Origin of the sequence: Streptomyces sp. NPDC005775 (genome assembly GCF_042871565.1) — a bacterium.
GTDB lineage: Bacteria > Actinomycetota > Actinomycetes > Streptomycetales > Streptomycetaceae > Streptomyces.
Window position 1 is genome coordinate 626039 of sequence record NZ_JBIAIU010000004.1, and the last position, 16972, is coordinate 643010.

At 70.2% G+C, this 16972-nt stretch carries 15 protein-coding genes; 9 read left to right on the forward strand and 6 right to left on the reverse strand.

Translation table 11 applies throughout. From position 1 onward, the window contains the following. Positions 1–56: 56 nt before the first annotated feature. The 3 genes from ACFYPA_RS13225 to ACFYPA_RS13235 all read right to left on the reverse strand — a co-directional run bounded on the left by ACFYPA_RS13225 (position 57) and on the right by ACFYPA_RS13235 (position 2090). Complete coding sequence (locus ACFYPA_RS13225) at positions 57–482, reverse strand: CBS domain-containing protein (RefSeq protein ID WP_389131640.1); 426 nt, start codon at positions 480–482, stop codon at positions 57–59. 136 nt (positions 483–618) lie between these two features. Further along, positions 619–1371, reverse strand: coding sequence for a DUF305 domain-containing protein (locus ACFYPA_RS13230; RefSeq protein ID WP_359318595.1), 753 nt, complete (start codon positions 1369–1371; stop codon positions 619–621). 41 nt (positions 1372–1412) lie between these two features. Further along, the gene (locus ACFYPA_RS13235; RefSeq protein WP_389131643.1) at positions 1413–2090 is read right to left on the reverse strand and encodes a DUF3105 domain-containing protein; all 678 of its coding nucleotides are present in this window, start codon (positions 2088–2090) and stop codon (positions 1413–1415) included. Positions 2091–2332: 242 nt separating this feature from the next. Here ACFYPA_RS13235 and glnA point away from each other — a divergent pair, with 242 nt between their 5' ends. From glnA to ACFYPA_RS13250, 3 genes are all read left to right on the forward strand, one after another. Beyond that, positions 2333–3694: a type I glutamate--ammonia ligase gene (glnA, locus tag ACFYPA_RS13240; protein ID WP_359081183.1), complete on the forward strand. Its 1362-nt coding sequence runs from the start codon at positions 2333–2335 to the stop codon at positions 3692–3694. A 188-nt stretch (positions 3695–3882) separates the two neighbouring features. Beyond that, positions 3883–4137, forward strand: a complete 255-nt coding sequence (locus ACFYPA_RS13245) for a hypothetical protein (protein WP_359318580.1) — start codon at positions 3883–3885, stop codon at positions 4135–4137. Between the two features lie 139 nt (positions 4138–4276). Then, complete coding sequence (locus ACFYPA_RS13250) at positions 4277–5506, forward strand: NADH:flavin oxidoreductase (protein ID WP_359081181.1); 1230 nt, start codon at positions 4277–4279, stop codon at positions 5504–5506. A gap of 37 nt (positions 5507–5543) precedes the next feature. Here ACFYPA_RS13250 and ACFYPA_RS13255 read toward each other — a convergent pair whose 3' ends face one another. Then, positions 5544–6134 carry a TetR family transcriptional regulator gene (locus ACFYPA_RS13255; protein WP_359081179.1) on the reverse strand — a complete coding sequence of 197 codons (591 nt, stop codon included), beginning with the start codon at positions 6132–6134 and terminating at the stop codon, positions 5544–5546. A 147-nt stretch (positions 6135–6281) separates the two neighbouring features. Here ACFYPA_RS13255 and ACFYPA_RS13260 point away from each other — a divergent pair, with 147 nt between their 5' ends. From ACFYPA_RS13260 to ACFYPA_RS13270, 3 genes are all read left to right on the forward strand, one after another. Next, positions 6282–6509 carry a hypothetical protein gene (locus ACFYPA_RS13260; RefSeq protein WP_359081177.1) on the forward strand — a complete coding sequence of 76 codons (228 nt, stop codon included), beginning with the start codon at positions 6282–6284 and terminating at the stop codon, positions 6507–6509. 165 nt (positions 6510–6674) lie between these two features. Further along, positions 6675–7460 carry a putative protein N(5)-glutamine methyltransferase gene (locus ACFYPA_RS13265; RefSeq protein ID WP_359081175.1) on the forward strand — a complete coding sequence of 262 codons (786 nt, stop codon included), beginning with the start codon at positions 6675–6677 and terminating at the stop codon, positions 7458–7460. A gap of 530 nt (positions 7461–7990) precedes the next feature. Then, positions 7991–10996: a bifunctional [glutamine synthetase] adenylyltransferase/[glutamine synthetase]-adenylyl-L-tyrosine phosphorylase gene (locus ACFYPA_RS13270; RefSeq protein WP_359081173.1), complete on the forward strand. Its 3006-nt coding sequence runs from the start codon at positions 7991–7993 to the stop codon at positions 10994–10996. Positions 10997–11074: 78 nt separating this feature from the next. On the opposite strand, the gene ACFYPA_RS13275 is transcribed toward ACFYPA_RS13270, so the two are convergent. Further along, positions 11075–11977: a phosphatase PAP2 family protein gene (locus ACFYPA_RS13275; RefSeq protein ID WP_359081649.1), complete on the reverse strand. Its 903-nt coding sequence runs from the start codon at positions 11975–11977 to the stop codon at positions 11075–11077. A gap of 134 nt (positions 11978–12111) precedes the next feature. Then, complete coding sequence (locus tag ACFYPA_RS13280) at positions 12112–13182, reverse strand: LacI family DNA-binding transcriptional regulator (RefSeq protein WP_359081171.1); 1071 nt, start codon at positions 13180–13182, stop codon at positions 12112–12114. Between the two features lie 382 nt (positions 13183–13564). On the opposite strand from ACFYPA_RS13280, the gene ACFYPA_RS13285 reads away from it, so the two are divergent. Genes ACFYPA_RS13285 through ACFYPA_RS13295 form a run of 3 tightly spaced genes read left to right on the forward strand, consistent with a single transcriptional unit; the run spans position 13565 to position 16758 of the window. After that, positions 13565–14842, forward strand: coding sequence for an extracellular solute-binding protein (locus ACFYPA_RS13285; RefSeq protein ID WP_359081169.1), 1278 nt, complete (start codon positions 13565–13567; stop codon positions 14840–14842). Positions 14843–14863: 21 nt separating this feature from the next. Continuing rightward, a complete protein-coding gene (locus tag ACFYPA_RS13290; protein WP_359081167.1) occupies positions 14864–15880 on the forward strand; it encodes a sugar ABC transporter permease in 1017 nt (338 codons plus the stop codon). Further along, on the forward strand, positions 15874–16758 hold the full coding sequence (locus ACFYPA_RS13295) for a sugar ABC transporter permease (protein WP_389131742.1): 885 nt from the start codon (positions 15874–15876) through the stop codon (positions 16756–16758). The genes ACFYPA_RS13290 and ACFYPA_RS13295 overlap by 7 nt, the downstream gene beginning before the upstream one ends. The last annotated feature ends 214 nt before the right edge of the window (positions 16759–16972 follow it).

Below are 16972 nucleotides of genomic sequence, written 5' to 3' on the forward strand. Positions count from 1 at the left end.
GTCCGCCTCCCCCGCGCGGCGGGGTGGCCGGCCCATCCGGTCGTACGGCGTACCGGTCAGTTCCGGGAGTAGACCTTCTCCACCCAGCAGGCGATCTGGCCGTCGGAGAGGTGCTGGGCCAGATCGGCCTCGCTGATCATGCCGATCAGCTTCTTGTTCTCGACCACCGGCAGCCGGCGGATCCGGTGGGTCTGCATCTCCTCCAGCACCGCCTCCACCTCGGCCTCCGCGTCGATCCAGCGCGGCGTGCCCTGGGCGAGCTCGCCGGCGGTCACCTTCGACGGGTCGCGGCCCATGGCCACACAGCCGACCACGATGTCGCGGTCCGTGAGGATGCCGACCATCCGGCCCTGCTCGCCGTTCTCCGAGATGGGCAGCGCGCCGACCCTGTGGTCCCGCATCAGCTGGGCGGCGCGGTCGAGGGTCTCGTGTGCCGGGATCCAGGTGGCGCCGGTGTGCATGATGTCCTTGGCGGTGGTCATGGGGTTCCCTCCTGCGTGCCGCTGGGCACTCGCGTACGACCCCGAGCGAACCCATCGTCATGGGCCCGCCCGGGGCACGCGACCGCTCTCACCCATTCGGGTGCGGTGGTGCGCGGGAACCCTTGCGGGACAGGCGTCAGGACGCCTTCCCCGGGCGGGGCGCGGCACCCCGCTCCGCCAGCATCCCGGCCATGGCCTCCAGCTCGGACTGCTGGCCCTCGACCATGCCCCGGGCCAGCCGTTTCTCGACCTTCACGGTGCACAGGTCCGCGCAGCCGCGAGCCATGTCGACACCGCCCCTGTGGTGGTCGGTCATCAACTGGAGGTACAGGATCTCGGCCTGCTCGCCGTGGGCCCCGCGGAGCTGTTCGAGCTCGGTGCGGGTCGCCATGCCGGGCATGAGGGACCCGTCATGGGGCTCGTAACCGCCGTCCATGCCCGGCATCCCGGCCATGTCGTGGCCCGCGTGCCGCCCCGCACTCATCCAGGCCATCGGCTCCTGCCCGGCGGCCGCCTTCGGCAGCTCCCACAGATCCAGCCAGCCGAGCAGCATGCCCCGCTGGTTGGCCTGCGTGTTGGCGATGTCGTACGCGAGCCGGCGCACGTCCTCGTCGTCGGTGCGGTCGCGCACGATGAAGGACATCTCCACGGCCTGCTGATGGTGGACGGCCATGTCGCGCGCGAAGCCGGCGTCCGCGGAATCAGCCGCCGGGACCTGCGGGGCGGGGGCGGACACGTGATGCTCCGCCCCGCCGTCCCGCGCGGCGGCGACGGTCGCAGCCCCCGCGAACAGCAGTGCGAGCGCGACGGCGGAACCGGCGGCCCAGCGGATGCGCCGCGTGCGCCCCGCCGCTTCCGCCGTCTCTGTCACCTCCGTCACCTCCGTCACCTCCGTCACCTCCGTCACCTCTGTCACCTCTGTCACCTCTGTCACGGGGCCGCCCGCCCGCCGGTGCACGCCGCGCCCGGCTCGGGCGTCTGCGGGCCCTGCACGTACTTGGCGAAGAACTGCGCCACCCGCCGGTCATCGGCACCGTCCACCGTGACCTGCTTGCCCCAGGCGCTCAGCATGATGGTGCCGGCCTGGTCCTTGTAAGGGCTCATCAGTGAGTACGGGGTCTTCGCGACCCGCTCGGAGAGCTTGTCCACATCGGCGGCCGAGGCCTTGTCCGTGTACGTCACCCACACGGAACCGTGCTCCAGTGCGTGCACGGCGTTCTCGTCGGGAATGGCCTTTTCGTATACCTCGCCGTCGCAGTTCATCCAGACGGGGCTGTGGTCACCGCCTACCGGAGGCCTCATCGGGTACGAGATGGTTTCGGTGACGTGGTTGCGGGTCAGCTTCTTCGCGTCCCACGTCTTCTCGCCCTGGATCGGCCCGTCGGCCAGTTCCTTCTTCTCCGCCTCGGACTGCTCGGCGTTCTTGGCGTCCGAGGCCTTCTGGTCGGCCGAGGCCTCGGACCGGTCGATCAGGGTGTAGGTCCCGAAGGTGACGAGACCTGCGACGACGACGGCGCTGAGGCTTATGACGAGCACCCGGCTGCGGCGGTCTCGCGCGCGGTCGGCGTTGCGCATCTGCTCTATGCGGGTCCTGCGGTCGAAGCTCATGTCGTAGGTCCTTCTGCGAAGGGGCGATGAGAGGAGGAAAACGGTCGGGAACCGGTGCGTGCGGGGCAGTTGCGAGGCCGTCGCGCCCCATACGCGCCATGGCCGACGATCGTAGTGGGTGGCCGCGTGCTCCATCTCACGTCGTGTGCGTAATCTGGGTGAAATCCGGGGTCGTGATACTGGACGTTCCCCCTTACCCCGGGCGGTGGTGCACGGACCGTCTGAACTGCAAGGATGTGGCTATGGACAAGCAGCAGGAATTCGTCCTCAGGACACTTGAGGAGCGCGACATCCGGTTCGTACGACTGTGGTTCACCGACGTGCTCGGTTACCTCAAGTCCGTCGCCGTGGCCCCTGCCGAGCTGGAACAGGCGTTTGACGAGGGAATCGGCTTCGACGGCTCCGCCATCGAGGGCTTCGCCCGGGTGTACGAGTCGGACATGATCGCCAAGCCGGATCCGGGCACCTTCCAGATCCTGCCGTGGCGCGCGGAGGCCCCCGGCACGGCCCGGATGTTCTGCGACATCCTGATGCCCGACGGTTCGCCGTCCTTCGCCGACCCGCGCTACGTGCTCAAGCGCATCCTGGCCAAGACCTCCGACCTGGGCTTCACCTTCTACACCCACCCGGAGATCGAGTTCTTCCTGCTGAAGAACAAGCCGGTCGACGGCAGCCGACCCACCCCCGCGGACAGCTCCGGCTACTTCGACCACACCCCGCAGAACGTCGGCATGGACTTCCGCCGCCAGGCGATCACCATGCTCGAATCCATGGGCATCTCGGTCGAGTTCAGCCACCACGAGGGCGCCCCGGGCCAGCAGGAGATCGACCTGCGGTACGCGGACGCACTCTCCACCGCCGACAACATCATGACCTTCCGCCTGGTCATGAAGCAGGTCGCGCTGGAGCAGGGCGTGCAGGCGACCTTCATGCCGAAGCCGTTCTCGGAGTACCCCGGCTCGGGCATGCACACCCACCTCTCCCTCTTCGAGGGCGACCGCAACGCGTTCTACGAGTCCGGCGCCGAGTACCAGCTGTCGAAGGTGGGCCGCTCCTTCATCGCGGGCCTGCTCAAGCACGCCGCGGAGATCTCCGCCGTCACCAACCAGTGGGTCAACTCCTACAAGCGCATCTGGGGCGGCTCCTCCCGCGCCGCGGGCGCCGGCGGCGAGGCCCCCTCGTACATCTGCTGGGGCCACAACAACCGCTCCGCGCTGATCCGCGTCCCCATGTACAAGCCCGGCAAGACCGGCTCGGCCCGCGTCGAGGTCCGCTCGATCGACTCCGGCGCCAACCCCTACCTGACGTACGCGGTGCTCCTGGCCGCGGGCCTCAAGGGCATCGAGGAGGGCTACGAGCTCCCGGCCGGCGCCGACGACGACGTCTGGGCCCTGTCCGACGCGGAGCGCCGCGCGATGGGCATCGAGCCGCTGCCGCAGAACCTGGGCGAGGCGATCGCGCTGATGGAGAAGAGCGAACTGGTCGCCGAGACGCTCGGCGAGCACGTCTTCGACTTCTTCCTGCGCAACAAGAAGCAGGAGTGGGAGGAGTACCGCTCCGAGGTCACCGCCTTCGAGCTGAAGGCGCTGCTGCCGGTGCTGTAGGCGCAGGTCAGCGCCGTCAGGGCGCTTGGGCGTGGCTTCGGGCCGACGGGGCGCTTCCGTCGGCCCGAAGCCGTGTCAGGGGGCGGGGCCGTCCGGGGGCCGTCCCGAGGCAGGATGGGCCCGTGATGCCTCCCCGACTGCGGTGGTGCGACCCCCGCCCCATACCTCCCTTCAACCGGCAGGAGCCGGTGACCACGATCGTTCGTGATCCCGGCTTCTACGAGCCGACGGAAGAGGACGACTGCTGGACGTTCGGGTACCTCTGCCAGACGCATGACCGCCCGTACCGGTACGCCTCCTGTGGAGAAGGGCCACATGTCATCGCCCTGCACTGCGGCGAGCACGGGCTGGAGAACATGTGGCCGCAACCGTTGATGCTCTTGTTCCCGGAAGGATTCGATCCTCTTCTGAGCGCCACCCAACTGGCCTGGGCGGCGGAATAGGACGGACCGGACCCAGGGTGCTGCCCTGCGTGCTCCGCCGCGAGGGTGACGTTTCGTCCCGGGCCCGTGAGCAGCACGGCGACGAACGGCGACCGCATGACTGCTGACTAATCGTCAGATCTCTGCGATGCTCCGCGCCATGGCGGATGAACCGGGAACGGAAGGCCCGACAGGGGAGGCGCCCCGGGGTGCCCCGGACGTGCTGGCGCCGGCCCGGCTGGGGCCGCTCGGGTTGCGTAACCGGGTCATCAAGGCCGCGACCTTCGAGGGGGCCACCCCCGACGCGCTGGTCACCCAGGAGCTCATCGACTACCACCTGCGCCCTGCGGAGGGCGGGGTCGCGATGACCACCGTGGCCTACTGCGCGGTCGCGCCGGAGGGGCGTACCGAGCGGCGGCAGCTGTGGATGCGGCCCGAGGCGCTGCCCGGGCTGCGCAGGCTCACCGAGGCGGTGCACGGTACCGGTGCCGCCGTCAGCGCCCAGCTGGGGCACGCCGGTCCGGTGGCCGACGGGCGGTCCAACCAGCTGGCCTCCCTCGCCCCGATGGCCGGCTTCAACGCGCTGAGCATGCGCCGTAACAAGGCGGCGACCGCCGAGGACATCGACCGGGTGATCAAGGCCCACGCCGACGCGGCCCTGTTGGCGGCAGAGGCAGGGTTCGATGCCGTGGAGATCCACCTCGGGCACAACTACCTGGCCAGCGCCTTCCTCAGCCCCCGGCTGAACCGCCGCACCGACGCCTACGGTGGCTCACTGCGCGCCCGTGCCGCCGTGGCGCTGGGCATCACCCGGGCGGTGCGTGACGCGTTGGGCGACCGGCTCGCCATCACCGCCAAGCTGAACATGAAGGACGGGGCGCCCGGCGGGCTCACCGTGGACGACAGCCTCCAGGTCGCCCGCTGGCTGGAGGAGGAGGGCACGGTCGATGCCCTCGAACTGACGGCGGGAAGCTCCCTGTTGAACCCGATGTACCTGTTCCGTGGGGGAGCGCCCGTCGCCGAGTTCGCGGCGAACTTCCCGTTCCCGCAGCGTCTCGCGATCCGGGCCGTGGGCCGGGGCGTGTTCCGCACGTATCCGTACCAACCCCTGTACCTGCTCGAATCCGCCCGGAGGTTCCGCGCCGCGCTGGACCTCCCGCTGATCCTCCTGGGCGGGGTCACCGACCGGGAGGGCATGGACCGCGCCATGGCGGAGGGCTTCGAGTTCGTCGCGATGGCCCGCGCCCTGTTGCGAGAGCCGGACCTGCTGCACCGTATCGGCCGCGACGCGGCCACCCGCTCGCAGTGCATCCACTGCAACCGCTGCATGCCCACCATCTACACGCGGACCCGCTGCCCGCTGATCGGGGAAGAGGACCCGGAGGGCTGAGGAGCGCGTGAATGGTGCGTGTGGCGCCCCGCCCGGCTCAGGCGAAGCTCCGTCCCATCTCGTCCAGGACCTCGTCGATCACGTCGACCGGATCCCGGGCCAGATCCTCCTCGATCCACACGCACATCGCGATCCGCAGCGAGGCGAGGAATGCCGCGGCGAGGACCAGGGGGCGGACCGGGTCCGGGGCCCGGCCGGGGCGGGCGGCCACCGCATCCGCCAGGTCGCGTTCCAGCGCGGCGTGATTGGCGAGCTGACGGGCCAGCAGGGACGGGTGGTTCATGGCGAGACGGGTGCGGACGGCCCATTCGCGTTCCGGAGGGGCGACGCGCTCGGCGAACTGGGCCACGGCCGCCCGCAGCGCCGGCCAGGCCCCCTCGTCGGCGGGGCGCTCCCGCACCGCCCGCACCAGCTCCCTGATCTGCTGCTCCTCGCCGTGGAGCAGGGCGTCCTCCTTGCCCGCGAAGTAGTTGGAGAACGTTCTGCGGGAGATCCCGGCCGCATCCGCCACGGCCTCCACCGTGAGCTGGTCGAAGCCGTGCTCGACGGTCAGCCGCAAGGCCGCTTCGTGCACGGCCTGCCGGGTGGCTTCCTTCTTGCGTTCCCGCAGTCCCACAGCGCGCTCCATGGGGCCATTATCCGCAGGTGGACCGCCCCGCCGGGGCACGGCCGCCCGGCGGGCCGTCGGTGATTGCGATGGACCGGACTTGTCGGGTCGGCGACAATGCCCGTACGGCTGCCGAGTCACCGTCGGCCGTGGACGGGGGGAGGGGCGATGACCGAGGTCTTCGTGCTGGTCGGACTGCTGCTCTTCACGATCGTGTTCCTGGTCGTGAAGCTGATGCTGAAGGAACGGCGCCGCCCTACGGACAACTTCGACGGCCAGGAGATCGAGCGCCACCACAGCGCCCAGATCCGCGAAACCCGGGCGGCCAACACGTCGATCGCCGTCCACAACCGCTTCATCGACGGCGGCAACGACTACCGGCCCAGGAAGCGCTGAGACGGGCTGAGGTAGTCTTTCGCATCCCCGCACGGGGACGTACTGAAGGAGGTGAGACCCATTACCGCTGTATCAGGCTGGGTGCTCGCCTCACATGATCGCGTGGTCGACCGGACGTAACCGGCCGCGGAGCACCCATCGGCGTTCCCCGAAAGGCTCCGCTCCATGCCGGTCCCGCTGTCCCCGCCCGCCCTGTCCCGCCTCATCACCACCCTCCGCTCCGCCGGCTGCGTATTCGCCGAGGACGAAGCGGATCTGATCGCCGCCACCGCGGCCGGTCCCGCCGAACTCACCGCCATGGTGGAACGGCGCGTCGCCGGCCACCCCCTGGAACACGTCCTCGGCTGGGCCGAGTTCAGCGGACTGCGCATCGCCGTGGGCCCCGGGGTCTTCGTTCCCCGCCGCCGCACCGAGTTCCTGATCCGCCAGGCCGCGGAACTGGCCCCGAGACCGGCCGTCGTGGTCGACCTCTGCTGCGGCTCGGGCGCTCTCGGCGCCGCGCTCGCCGCCGTGCTGGGCCGTGGCGTCGAGCTGCACGCCACCGACGTGGAACCCGCGGCGGTGCGCTGTGCCCGGCGCAACGTCGGTGACCTCGGCCGGGTCTACGGGGGCGACCTCTTCGCCCCCCTGCCCGGCTCCTTGCACGGGCGCGTCGACGTGCTCCTCGCCAATGTCCCGTACGTACCGACGGGCGACGTGGCCCTGTTGCCCGCCGAGGCGCGCGTCCATGAACCGCTCGTCGCCCTCGACGGGGGCGGCGACGGGCTCGACGTCCTGCGCCGGGTGGCCGCCGAGGCACCGCGATGGTTGGCCCCGGGCGGCAGCCTGCTGTGCGAGACGAGTGAACGGCAGGCGGCCCCGGCCGGGGAGATCCTGCGCGGCTGCGGACTGCTGCCGCGCGTGGTCACCTCCGACGAGCTGTACGCCACCGTCGTGATCGGCACGCGGTAGCCCGTCCCCGTGCTCGGGGTTCCGTCCTCAAGCGCCGGACGGGCTTGGTGGTGCGGGTGCTCCGCGGGGTGCGCTTCTGCCCCGGTGGGTGGGGGTGGGGTCCCTCCGGGCAGACTCCTCAAAAATGGCGTGTGCGCCCGACGACGAGCAGGTACCCGGGTCGTACGCCATTTTCTGCGGGGACTGCCCTGCACGCCCCCACCCGGTCGCTCCTGCGTCTGCACGCCGGTGGGACGATCGGTGCAGACTCACGGCGGGCGGGTTCGGGGGCGTGCAGGGGAGTCCCCGCAGGACGACGAACGGATACCCGGGTCCGCGGCGTACCCGCGGAACGTTCGTCGTCTGAGGAGACGCCCCGGAGGGACCCCGGACCCCCACCCACGAACCGCAAGCCCGTCCGGCGATTGAGGACGGAACCCCGAGCCCGGGTGCCGGGCCACGAAACGGACCCGGCACCCCACAGGAACATGCGCGTCCGGCTAGGCTCGGAAGGCTGGAAGGTGATCGGGCGGCGAGCAGGAGAGCGCGGAATGACGACGTTGCCGGGGCGCAGGAGCAGCACGTTCACCCGACTGCTGCGGCACGGTTTCATCGATCCGTCCGCCGCCGAGCGGCTGCTGGATCTGCCGGAACTCTCCTCCGTACGCTCCGACCCGGTCCTCCTCGACGCCCTCGGGGCCACCGCCGACCCCGATCTGGCCCTGCGCGGGGTCGTCCGGCTCGTCGAGGCCGAGGAGGCCGATGAGCGGCAGATCCTGCTGGACACCCTCGTCACCGCCAAGCCCCTGCGGGACCGCCTCCTGGGGGTGCTCGGGGCGTCCGAGGCCCTCGGCGACCACCTGGCGCGGCACCCGCGCGACTGGCAGGCCCTCGTCACGTACGAGGCGGCCGATCTGCACCCGGGGGTCCCCGAGTTCGAGCGGGAGCTGGCCGGGGCCGACGACCCGGACTCGCTGCGCATCGCCTACCGCCGGTGCCTGCTGTCGATAGCGGCACGCGACGTGTGCGGTACGACCGATGTCGCCGAGGCCGCCGCCGAGCTCGCCGACCTGGCCACCGCGACGCTCCGGGCCGCGCTCACCATCGCCCGTACGGCCGCGCCCGCCGACGCCGCTCAGTGCCGGCTCGCCGTCATCGCGATGGGCAAGTGCGGCGGCCACGAGCTGAACTACGTCTCCGACGTCGACGTCATCTTCGTGGCGGAACCCGCCGACCACACCGACAGCGCCGAGGAGAACGCGGCCATGCAGGCCGCCACCCGGCTGGCCGCGCACATGATGCGGATCTGCTCCGACACGACCGTCGAGGGCACCATCTGGCCCGTCGACGCCAACCTCCGGCCCGAAGGCCGCAACGGGCCCCTGGTGCGGACGCTCAGCTCGCACCTCGCCTACTACCAGCGCTGGGCCAAGACCTGGGAGTTCCAGGCGCTCCTCAAGGCCCGGCCGGTCGCCGGCGACCCCGAGCTGGGCGCCGAGTACGTCGAGGCCGTCTCGCCCCTCGTCTGGCAGGCCGCCGACCGCGACAACTTCGTCCCCGACGTGCAGAAGATGCGCCGCCGCGTCGTCGACACCATCCCCGCCGACCGGGTCGACCGCGAGATCAAGCTCGGGCCCGGCGGACTGCGGGACGTCGAGTTCGCCGTCCAGTTGCTCCAGCTCGTGCACGGGCGCAACGACCCCGCCCTGCGCAGAGGATCGACCCTGGAGGCGCTGGGCGCGCTCGCCGACGGCGGATACGTGGGACGGGTGGACGCCTCCCAGCTGGACGACGCCTACCGATTCCTGCGCGCCATGGAGCACCGCATCCAGCTCTACCGGCTGCGCCGCACCCATCTGGTTCCGGTGGACGAGCCGGACCTGCGGCGGCTCGGACGCTCCCTCGGCATGCGTACCGACCCCATCGCCGAGCTGAACCAGGCCTGGAAGCGGCACGCCTCCGTGGTGCGCCGGCTGCACGAGAAGCTGTTCTACCGGCCGCTGCTCGACGCCGTCGCCCAGCTCGCCCCCGGCGAGTCCCGGCTCAGCGCGAAGGCCGCCGCCCACCGCCTCGTGGCCCTCGGGTACGAGGACCCGGCGGCCGCCCTGCGGCATCTGGAGGCGCTGTCCTCCGGGGTGTCGCGCAAGGCCGCCATCCAGCGCACGCTGCTGCCGGTGCTGCTCGGCTGGTTCGCCGACTCCGCCGACCCGGACGCCGGACTCCTCGGTTTCCGCAAGGTGTCCGACGCACTCGGGAAGACCCCGTGGTACCTGCGTCTGCTGCGGGACGAGGGCGCGGCCGCCGAGAACCTCGCACGGGTACTGTCCGCCGGCCGGCTCGCCCCCGACCTGCTGCTGCGCGCCCCCGAGGCGGTCGCCCTCCTCGGTGACCCGCAGGGGCTGAAGCCCCGCAGCCGGGAGCACCTGGAGCAGGAGGTGCTGGCCGCGGTGGGGCGCGCGGAGGACGCGGAGTCGGCCGTGGCGGTGGTGCGCGGGGTGCGTCGGCGCGAGCTGTTCCGTACGACGGCCGCGGACCTCATCGGCTCGTACGGCACCGAGGAGAACCCGGCCGAGCCCGACCCCGGGGCGCTCGTCGACCGGGTCGGCAGCGCGGTCACCGATCTGAACGCCGTCACGATCGCGGGGGCGCTGCGTGCCGTCGTCCGCGCGGAGTGGGGCGACACCCTGCCCACCCGGTTCGCGGTGATCGGCATGGGCCGCTTCGGCGGCCACGAGCTCTCGTACGGCTCCGACGCGGATGTCCTGTTCGTCCACGCGCCGCGGGAGGGCGTGGAGGAGCAGGAGGCGAGCCGGGCCGCGAACCGGGTGGTCGCCGAGATGCGCAGGCTGCTCCAGCTGCCCACCGCCGACCCGCCGCTGCTCATCGACGCGGATCTGCGCCCCGAGGGCAAGACCGGGCCGCTGGTGCGCACGCTGAAGTCGTACGGGGCGTACTACCGCCGCTGGTCGCTGGTCTGGGAGAGCCAGGCCCTGCTGCGCGCCGAGCCCATGGCGGGCGACATCGACCTCGGCCGCGCATTCGTCGAGCTCATCGACCCGCTGCGGTATCCGGTGGACGGGCTGGGTGAGGACGCGGTCCGGGAGATCCGGCGGCTGAAGGCGCGGATGGAGTCGGAGCGGCTGCCGCGCGGCGCGGACCCGACGCTCCACGCGAAGCTGGGACGGGGCGGTCTGAGCGACGTCGAGTGGACGGTCCAGCTGATGCAGATGCAGCACGGCTGGGCGGAGCCGGGGCTGCGCACCACCCGGACGAGGGAGGCGCTGGCGGCGGCGTGCGCCGCGGGCCTGATTCCGGCGGAGGACGCGCAGACGCTGGACGAGGCGTGGGTGCTGGCGTCGCGGGTCCGCAACGCGGTGATGCTGGTGCGCGGGCGGCCGGGCGACACCTTCCCCTCGGGGCCGCGGGAGCTGACCGCCGTGGGGCGGTATCTGGGGTACGAGCCCGGGCATGTCGGGGACATGTTGGACGACTACCGGCGGATCACGCGGAGGGCTCGGGCGGTGGTGGAGGAGCGGTTCTACGGGGCGGCGGGGTAGGAGGCCCCCGGCGGGGCCGTTGTGGGAGTGGTGCGGGTGCGTGGGGGTTTGGGGGGTGCCGGCCCAGGCCCCCGCTCCTCAATCGCCGGACGGGCTTGAGACGACCGGCCGACGCTGCCTCGTCACCGCGGACAGCCGGGGTCGGCGCGTCGGTTTCGGGGGGACCAGCTTCGGCAGGTGGTGCGGCAGCGCTCCGTACCAGGCGTACGACACCGCGTAACCGAAGGCCAGGCAGGCCATGCCGCCCACCGCGTCCAGCCAGAAGTGGTTGGCCGTCGCCACGATCACGATCAGCGTGACCGTCGGGTACAGCAGGCCCAGGATGCGCGCCCACGGCGCGGAGGCCAGGGCGAAGACGGTCAGACCGCACCACAGCGACCAGCCGATGTGCATCGACGGCATCGCCGCGTACTGGTTCGACATCTGTTTGAAGTTGCCCGAGGCCATCGAACCCCAGGTCTGGTGGACCATGACCGTGTCGATGAAGTGGCCGCCGTTCATCAGCCGGGGCGGGGCCAACGGGTACAGGTAGTAGCCGAGCAGGGCCGCGGCCGTGGTCGCGAACAGCGCCAGACGGGCCGGTGCGTAGCGGCCCGGGTGGCGGCGGAACAGCCATACGAGCACGCCGATGGTGACGACGAAGTGCAGGGTCGCGTAGTAGTAGTTCATCGACACGATCAGCCATGTCACCGAGTTGACCGCGTGGTTGACGGACTGCTCCACGGCGATGCCCAGGAACCGTTCGACCGACCAGAGCCAGTCGGCGTTGGAGAGGGCCGCGGCCTTCTGCTCGGGGACGGCGTTGCGCACCAGCGAGTACAGCCAGTAACTGGCCGCGATCAGCAGGATTTCGAACCAGAGGCGTGGCCGTCTGGGCGACCGTGGGGCACGCAGTCCCTCACGGGCCCGGACGAGCAGTCCGCTGATCCGGTTTCCGTCGCCGTTCCGCTTCGTATGCGCCTCGGGAGCCGCCTCGTTCACGATGGGTGACGCGGTGGCCTCCGTGCGGCCTTCCTGTCGTTTCACGCTCAATTCACCCATAGGCACAGAGTCTGCCAGATTTGCCCCTCCAGCCGATGATCCTCCGGTGGGGAGCGGGTTGCACGTCCTGCGGGTTACGAACGCGCGTGGGATCCTGAAACAGCCGGGGCAACGGAGGCCGCCGCGTCGGGGCCGGGTCGTGCCGCTGTCGAGCCGCGCACGACCAGTTCCGGCATGAAGACGAATTCGCTGTGCGGGGCGGGTGTGCCGCCGATCTCCTCCAGGAGCGTACGCACCGCTGCCTGGCCCATCGCCGTCACCGGCTGCCGGATCGTGGTCAGGGGCGGATCGGTGAACGCTATGAGCGGTGAGTCGTCGTAACCGACCACCGAGAGGTCCCGCGGCACGTCCCGGGAGATCCGGCGGGCGGCGCGGATCGCGCCGAGCGCCATCATGTCGCTCGCGCACACCACGGCCGTGCAGCCGCGCTCCATCAGCGCCGACGCGGCGGCCTGACCGCCCTCCAGCGTGTACAGGGAGTGCTGGATCAGCTCCTCCACCTGGTCCGCCGTCAGGTTCAACTGCTCCTGCATCGTGGCGTGGAAGCCCTCGATCTTGCGGAGCACGGGGACGAAGCGCTTCGGGCCGACCGCCAGACCGATGCGGGTGTGGCCCAGCGACACCAGGTGTGTCACCGCGAGCCGCATGGCGGCCCGGTCGTCCGGTGAGATGAACGGCGCCTGCACCTTGGGGGAGAAGCCGTTGACCAGGACGAAGGGGACGCCCTGCGCGCGCAGTTGTTCGTAGCGCTGCATGTCGGCCGAGGTGTCGGCGTGCAGCCCGGAGACGAAGATGATGCCGGAGACGCCCCGGTCCACGAGCATCTCCGTGAGCTCGTCCTCCGTGGAGCCGCCCGGCGTCTGGGTCGCCAGCACCGGGGTGTAGCCCTGCCGCGTCAGCGCCTGGCCGATGACCTGGGCGAGCGCCGGGAAGATCGGGTTCTCCAGCTCGGGCGTGATCAGGCCGACCAGGCCCGCGCTGCGCCGGCGCAGCCGGACGGGCCGTTCGTAGCCGAGGACGTCGAGCGCCGCAAGGACGGATTCACGGGTGGTCGCGGCAACACCGGGCTTGCCGTTCAGTACGCGGCTGACCGTCGCTTCGCTGACCCCCGCCTGAATTGCGATATCGGCAAGCCGTGCGGTCATGGGACTGGACTGTACCGGGCGTGGGTCGGATTGCCCACCATGCGCAGGAATCGGGCGACAGCGTCCCCGGGGGCCCGTGCGCATGCCCTCCGGAGCAAGCGGTTCCGCGGGTCGACAGCAACATCTTGCAAAGTCTTGCGAGACGGGTTTGCCGGCTGCGGTCGGATCGTCGCACTGCGGAATCAGGCGTGGTCGCCCGCTACTGCCAGGGATCGGGTACTTCCGTCAAGAGGCTTGACGGCAACCGTGAGGACACGCGAATGTAACGATCGTCGGAGCTTGCAGAAATCTTCCGCAAAGTCTTTCGGCCGTCTTTCATCCTTGTTACGTTCACGTCGACCCGGCGCCGCGACGGAGCGGTACGGCAGTTGAAGGAGTTCAGATGCGACGTGGCATAACGGCCACCGCCCTGGTCGCGGCCCTGGCGCTCGCGGCGACCGCCTGCGGCAGCGATGACGACAGTTCCGACGGCACCTCCAAGAGCTCGGGCGAGCTCTCCGGAACGGTGACGTGGTGGGACACCTCCACCGCGGGCAGCGAGGACAAGGTCTTCAAGAAGCTCGCCGAGGGCTTCGAGAAGGAGCACCCGAAGGTCGACGTCAAGTACGTCAACGTGCCCTTCGGTGACGCCCAGAACAAGTTCAAGAACGCCGCCCAGTCCGGCTCCGGCGCCCCCGACGTGATCCGCTCCGAGGTCGCCTGGACCCCCGAGTTCGCGGACCTCGGCTACCTGGCCCCGCTGGACGGCACCGCCGCCCTGGTGAAGCAGGACGACTTCCTGAAGCAGGCCGCGGCCTCCACCAAGTACAACGGCAAGACGTACGCGGTGCCGCAGGTCATCGACTCCCTGGGCATCTTCTACAACAAGAAGATGTTCAAGGCGGCCGGCGTCGAGGTCCCGACGTCGATCGACGAGCTGAAGGCCGTCTCGAAGAAGATCAAGGACAAGACCGGCAAGACCGGCCTCTACCTGCGCGGCGACGACGCGTACTGGTTCCTGCCCTTCCTGTACGGCGAGGGCGGCGACATGGTCAACGCCGCCGACAAGTCCGTCACCATCGACGACGAGGCCGGCGTCAAGGCCATGAAGGTCGTCAAGGACCTCGTCGACTCGGGCGCCGCGAAGACGGACGCGACGGACGGCTGGGAGAACATGCAGTCGTCCTTCAAGGACGGCGATGTCGCGATGATGATCAACGGCCCGTGGGCCATGGCCGACACGTACGCCGGCAAGGAGTTCAAGGACAAGACGAACCTGGGCGTCGCCCCGGTCCCGGCCGGCTCCGCCGCGCAGGGTGCCCCGCAGGGCGGTCACAACCTGGCCGTCTACGCCGGTTCCAAGAACCTCGAGGCGTCCTACGCCTTCGTCGACTACATGACCTCCGTCAAGACGCAGGCCCAGGTCACCAAGGAGCTCAACCTCCTGCCGACCCGCACCTCCGCCTACGCCGAGGAGCCCGTCGTCGACAACGAGATCGTCGGCTTCTTCAAGCCGGTCGTCGAGAGCGCCGTCGAGCGCCCCTGGATCCCGGAGACCGGCAGCCTCTTCGCGCCGCTCGTCACCGAGTACACGAAGGTCCTCACCGGCCAGACCTCCCCGGAGAAGGCCGTCAAGACGACCGGCGACTCCTACCGCAAGCTCCTCAAGGGCTGGAAGTAACTCAGGAAGGCAGGCCGGCTGATGGCTGTCCACACCAGCCAGTCGGTGGCGAAGGCCGCGGGCGACGACGTCGCCCGCGGCCGGAGCCGCGGTACTGGTAACCCCCCGCCGCCGAGCAGGCTCCGGCGGGCCCTGTCGACGCACTGGTACGCCTGGACCATGGTGGCCCCGGTCGTCGTCGTGATCGGCGTGATCATCGGGTATCCGCTGGTCCGCGGCATCTACCTGTCGCTGACCGACGCCAACGAGCGCAACGTCGCGCGGTCCATCGGTGTCAACCACATGCCCGCCACGTACGAGTTCGTGGGCCTGGACAACTACGCCGACGCGCTCACCGGTGACCAGTTCCTCGGCACGCTCGGGTGGACCCTGGTGTGGACGGTCTCCTGCGTGGCCATCACCTTCGGCCTCGGCATGGCGCTCGCGAACATCCTGAACCGCAGGATCGCCGGGCGCTCCGCCTACCGGATGGCGCTCATCCTTCCCTGGGCCATCCCCGGCTTCGTCTCCGTCTTCGCCTGGCGCTTCCTCTACAACGAGGACCGCGGGCTGCTCAACAAGATCCTCTCCGGTGGCGGCTTCGACGGCATCGCCTGGCTCGATGACCCCACCTGGGCGAAGATCTCCGTCATCGCCGTCAACGTGTGGCTCGGCGTGCCCTTCATGATGGTCGCCCTCCTCGGCGGGCTTCAGTCCATCCCCAGCGAGCACTACGAAGCCGCTGAGATGGACGGCGCCACCGCCTGGCAGCGCTTCCGCCACATCACGCTGCCCGGACTGCGGCCCGTCTCCACGACGGTGATCCTGCTCTCCACCATCTGGACGTTCAACATGTTCCCGGTGATCTTCCTGCTGACCCGTGGCGGACCCGGCGACGCGACCCAGATCCTGGTGACCCAGGCGTACAAGTTCTCCTTCGAGATCAGCCCGCGCGACTTCGCGCAGTCCTCCACGTGGGGCGTGCTGATCCTCGTGCTCCTGCTGCTCTTCGCCGCCGTGTACCGGCGAGTCCTCCGCACCCAGGGAGACGACTGGTGACCACCACCGCACCCACCACCGCCGCGCGGCACTCCGCGCCCAGGGTCCGGCTGCGCGGAGAGCGTTCACCGCTGGCCTCCACGGCACTGCACCTGACGCTGATCGTCGCGTCCGTGATCGCGGTCTTCCCCGTCCTCTGGGTCCTGCTCACCTCGCTGAAGCCCGCCGAGTTCGCGACCACCACGGACTTCTTCAAAGAGACGACCTTCGAGAACTACACGAACCTGCTCCGGAACACGAAGTTCCTGACGTGGTTCGGCAATTCGGTGGTCGTCGCGGGACTCACCACGCTCATCGGCGTGATCGTCTCCGCCTCCACCGGCTACGCCGTCAGCCGCTTCCGCTTCCCCGGCAAGCGCGGGCTGATGTGGACGCTGCTGATCACCCAGATGTTCCCGGTCGCCGTCCTCATCGTGCCGATCTACAACATCATGGCGGGCATGGGGCTGCTGAATAAGCCGGCCGGTCTCGTCATCACCTACCTCACCATCTCGGTGCCGTTCTGCGCCTGGATGATGAAGGGCTTCTTCGACACCATCCCGCGCGAGATCGACGAGTCGGGCCAGGTCGACGGCCTCACCCCGTTCGGCACGTTCTGGCGGCTCATCCTGCCGCTGGCCAAGCCGGGCCTCGCCGTCACCGCGTTCTACTCCTTCATCACCGCCTGGGGCGAGGTGGCGTACGCCTCCGCGTTCATGGTCGGCGAGGACAACCTCACGCTCGCGGGCGGCCTGCAGTTGTTCGTCAACCAGTACGGGGCCCAGTGGGGTCCGATGACCGCCGCGTCCGTGCTCATCGCGATACCCGCGGCCCTGGTCTTCCTGTTCGCGCAGAAGCACCTCGTCACCGGCATGTCCGCCGGAGCCGTCAAGGGCTGAGGCGGGAGGGTGCTGACGATCTCGACCGGGCTCCCGGTGTCCGGCACGCACATCTGCGGCGTTGCCCAACCGTCCCAATAGCTCCGCTATGGGGACGCTCGGGCGCCTTGCAGCGACACCGCTCGCTGATCCGGCCGAGATCGTCAGCACCCTCCACCGCAGCAGCACGACCCGCACGCACCAGTCACGGTGGCGCCGGCATCCCGACCCGGTC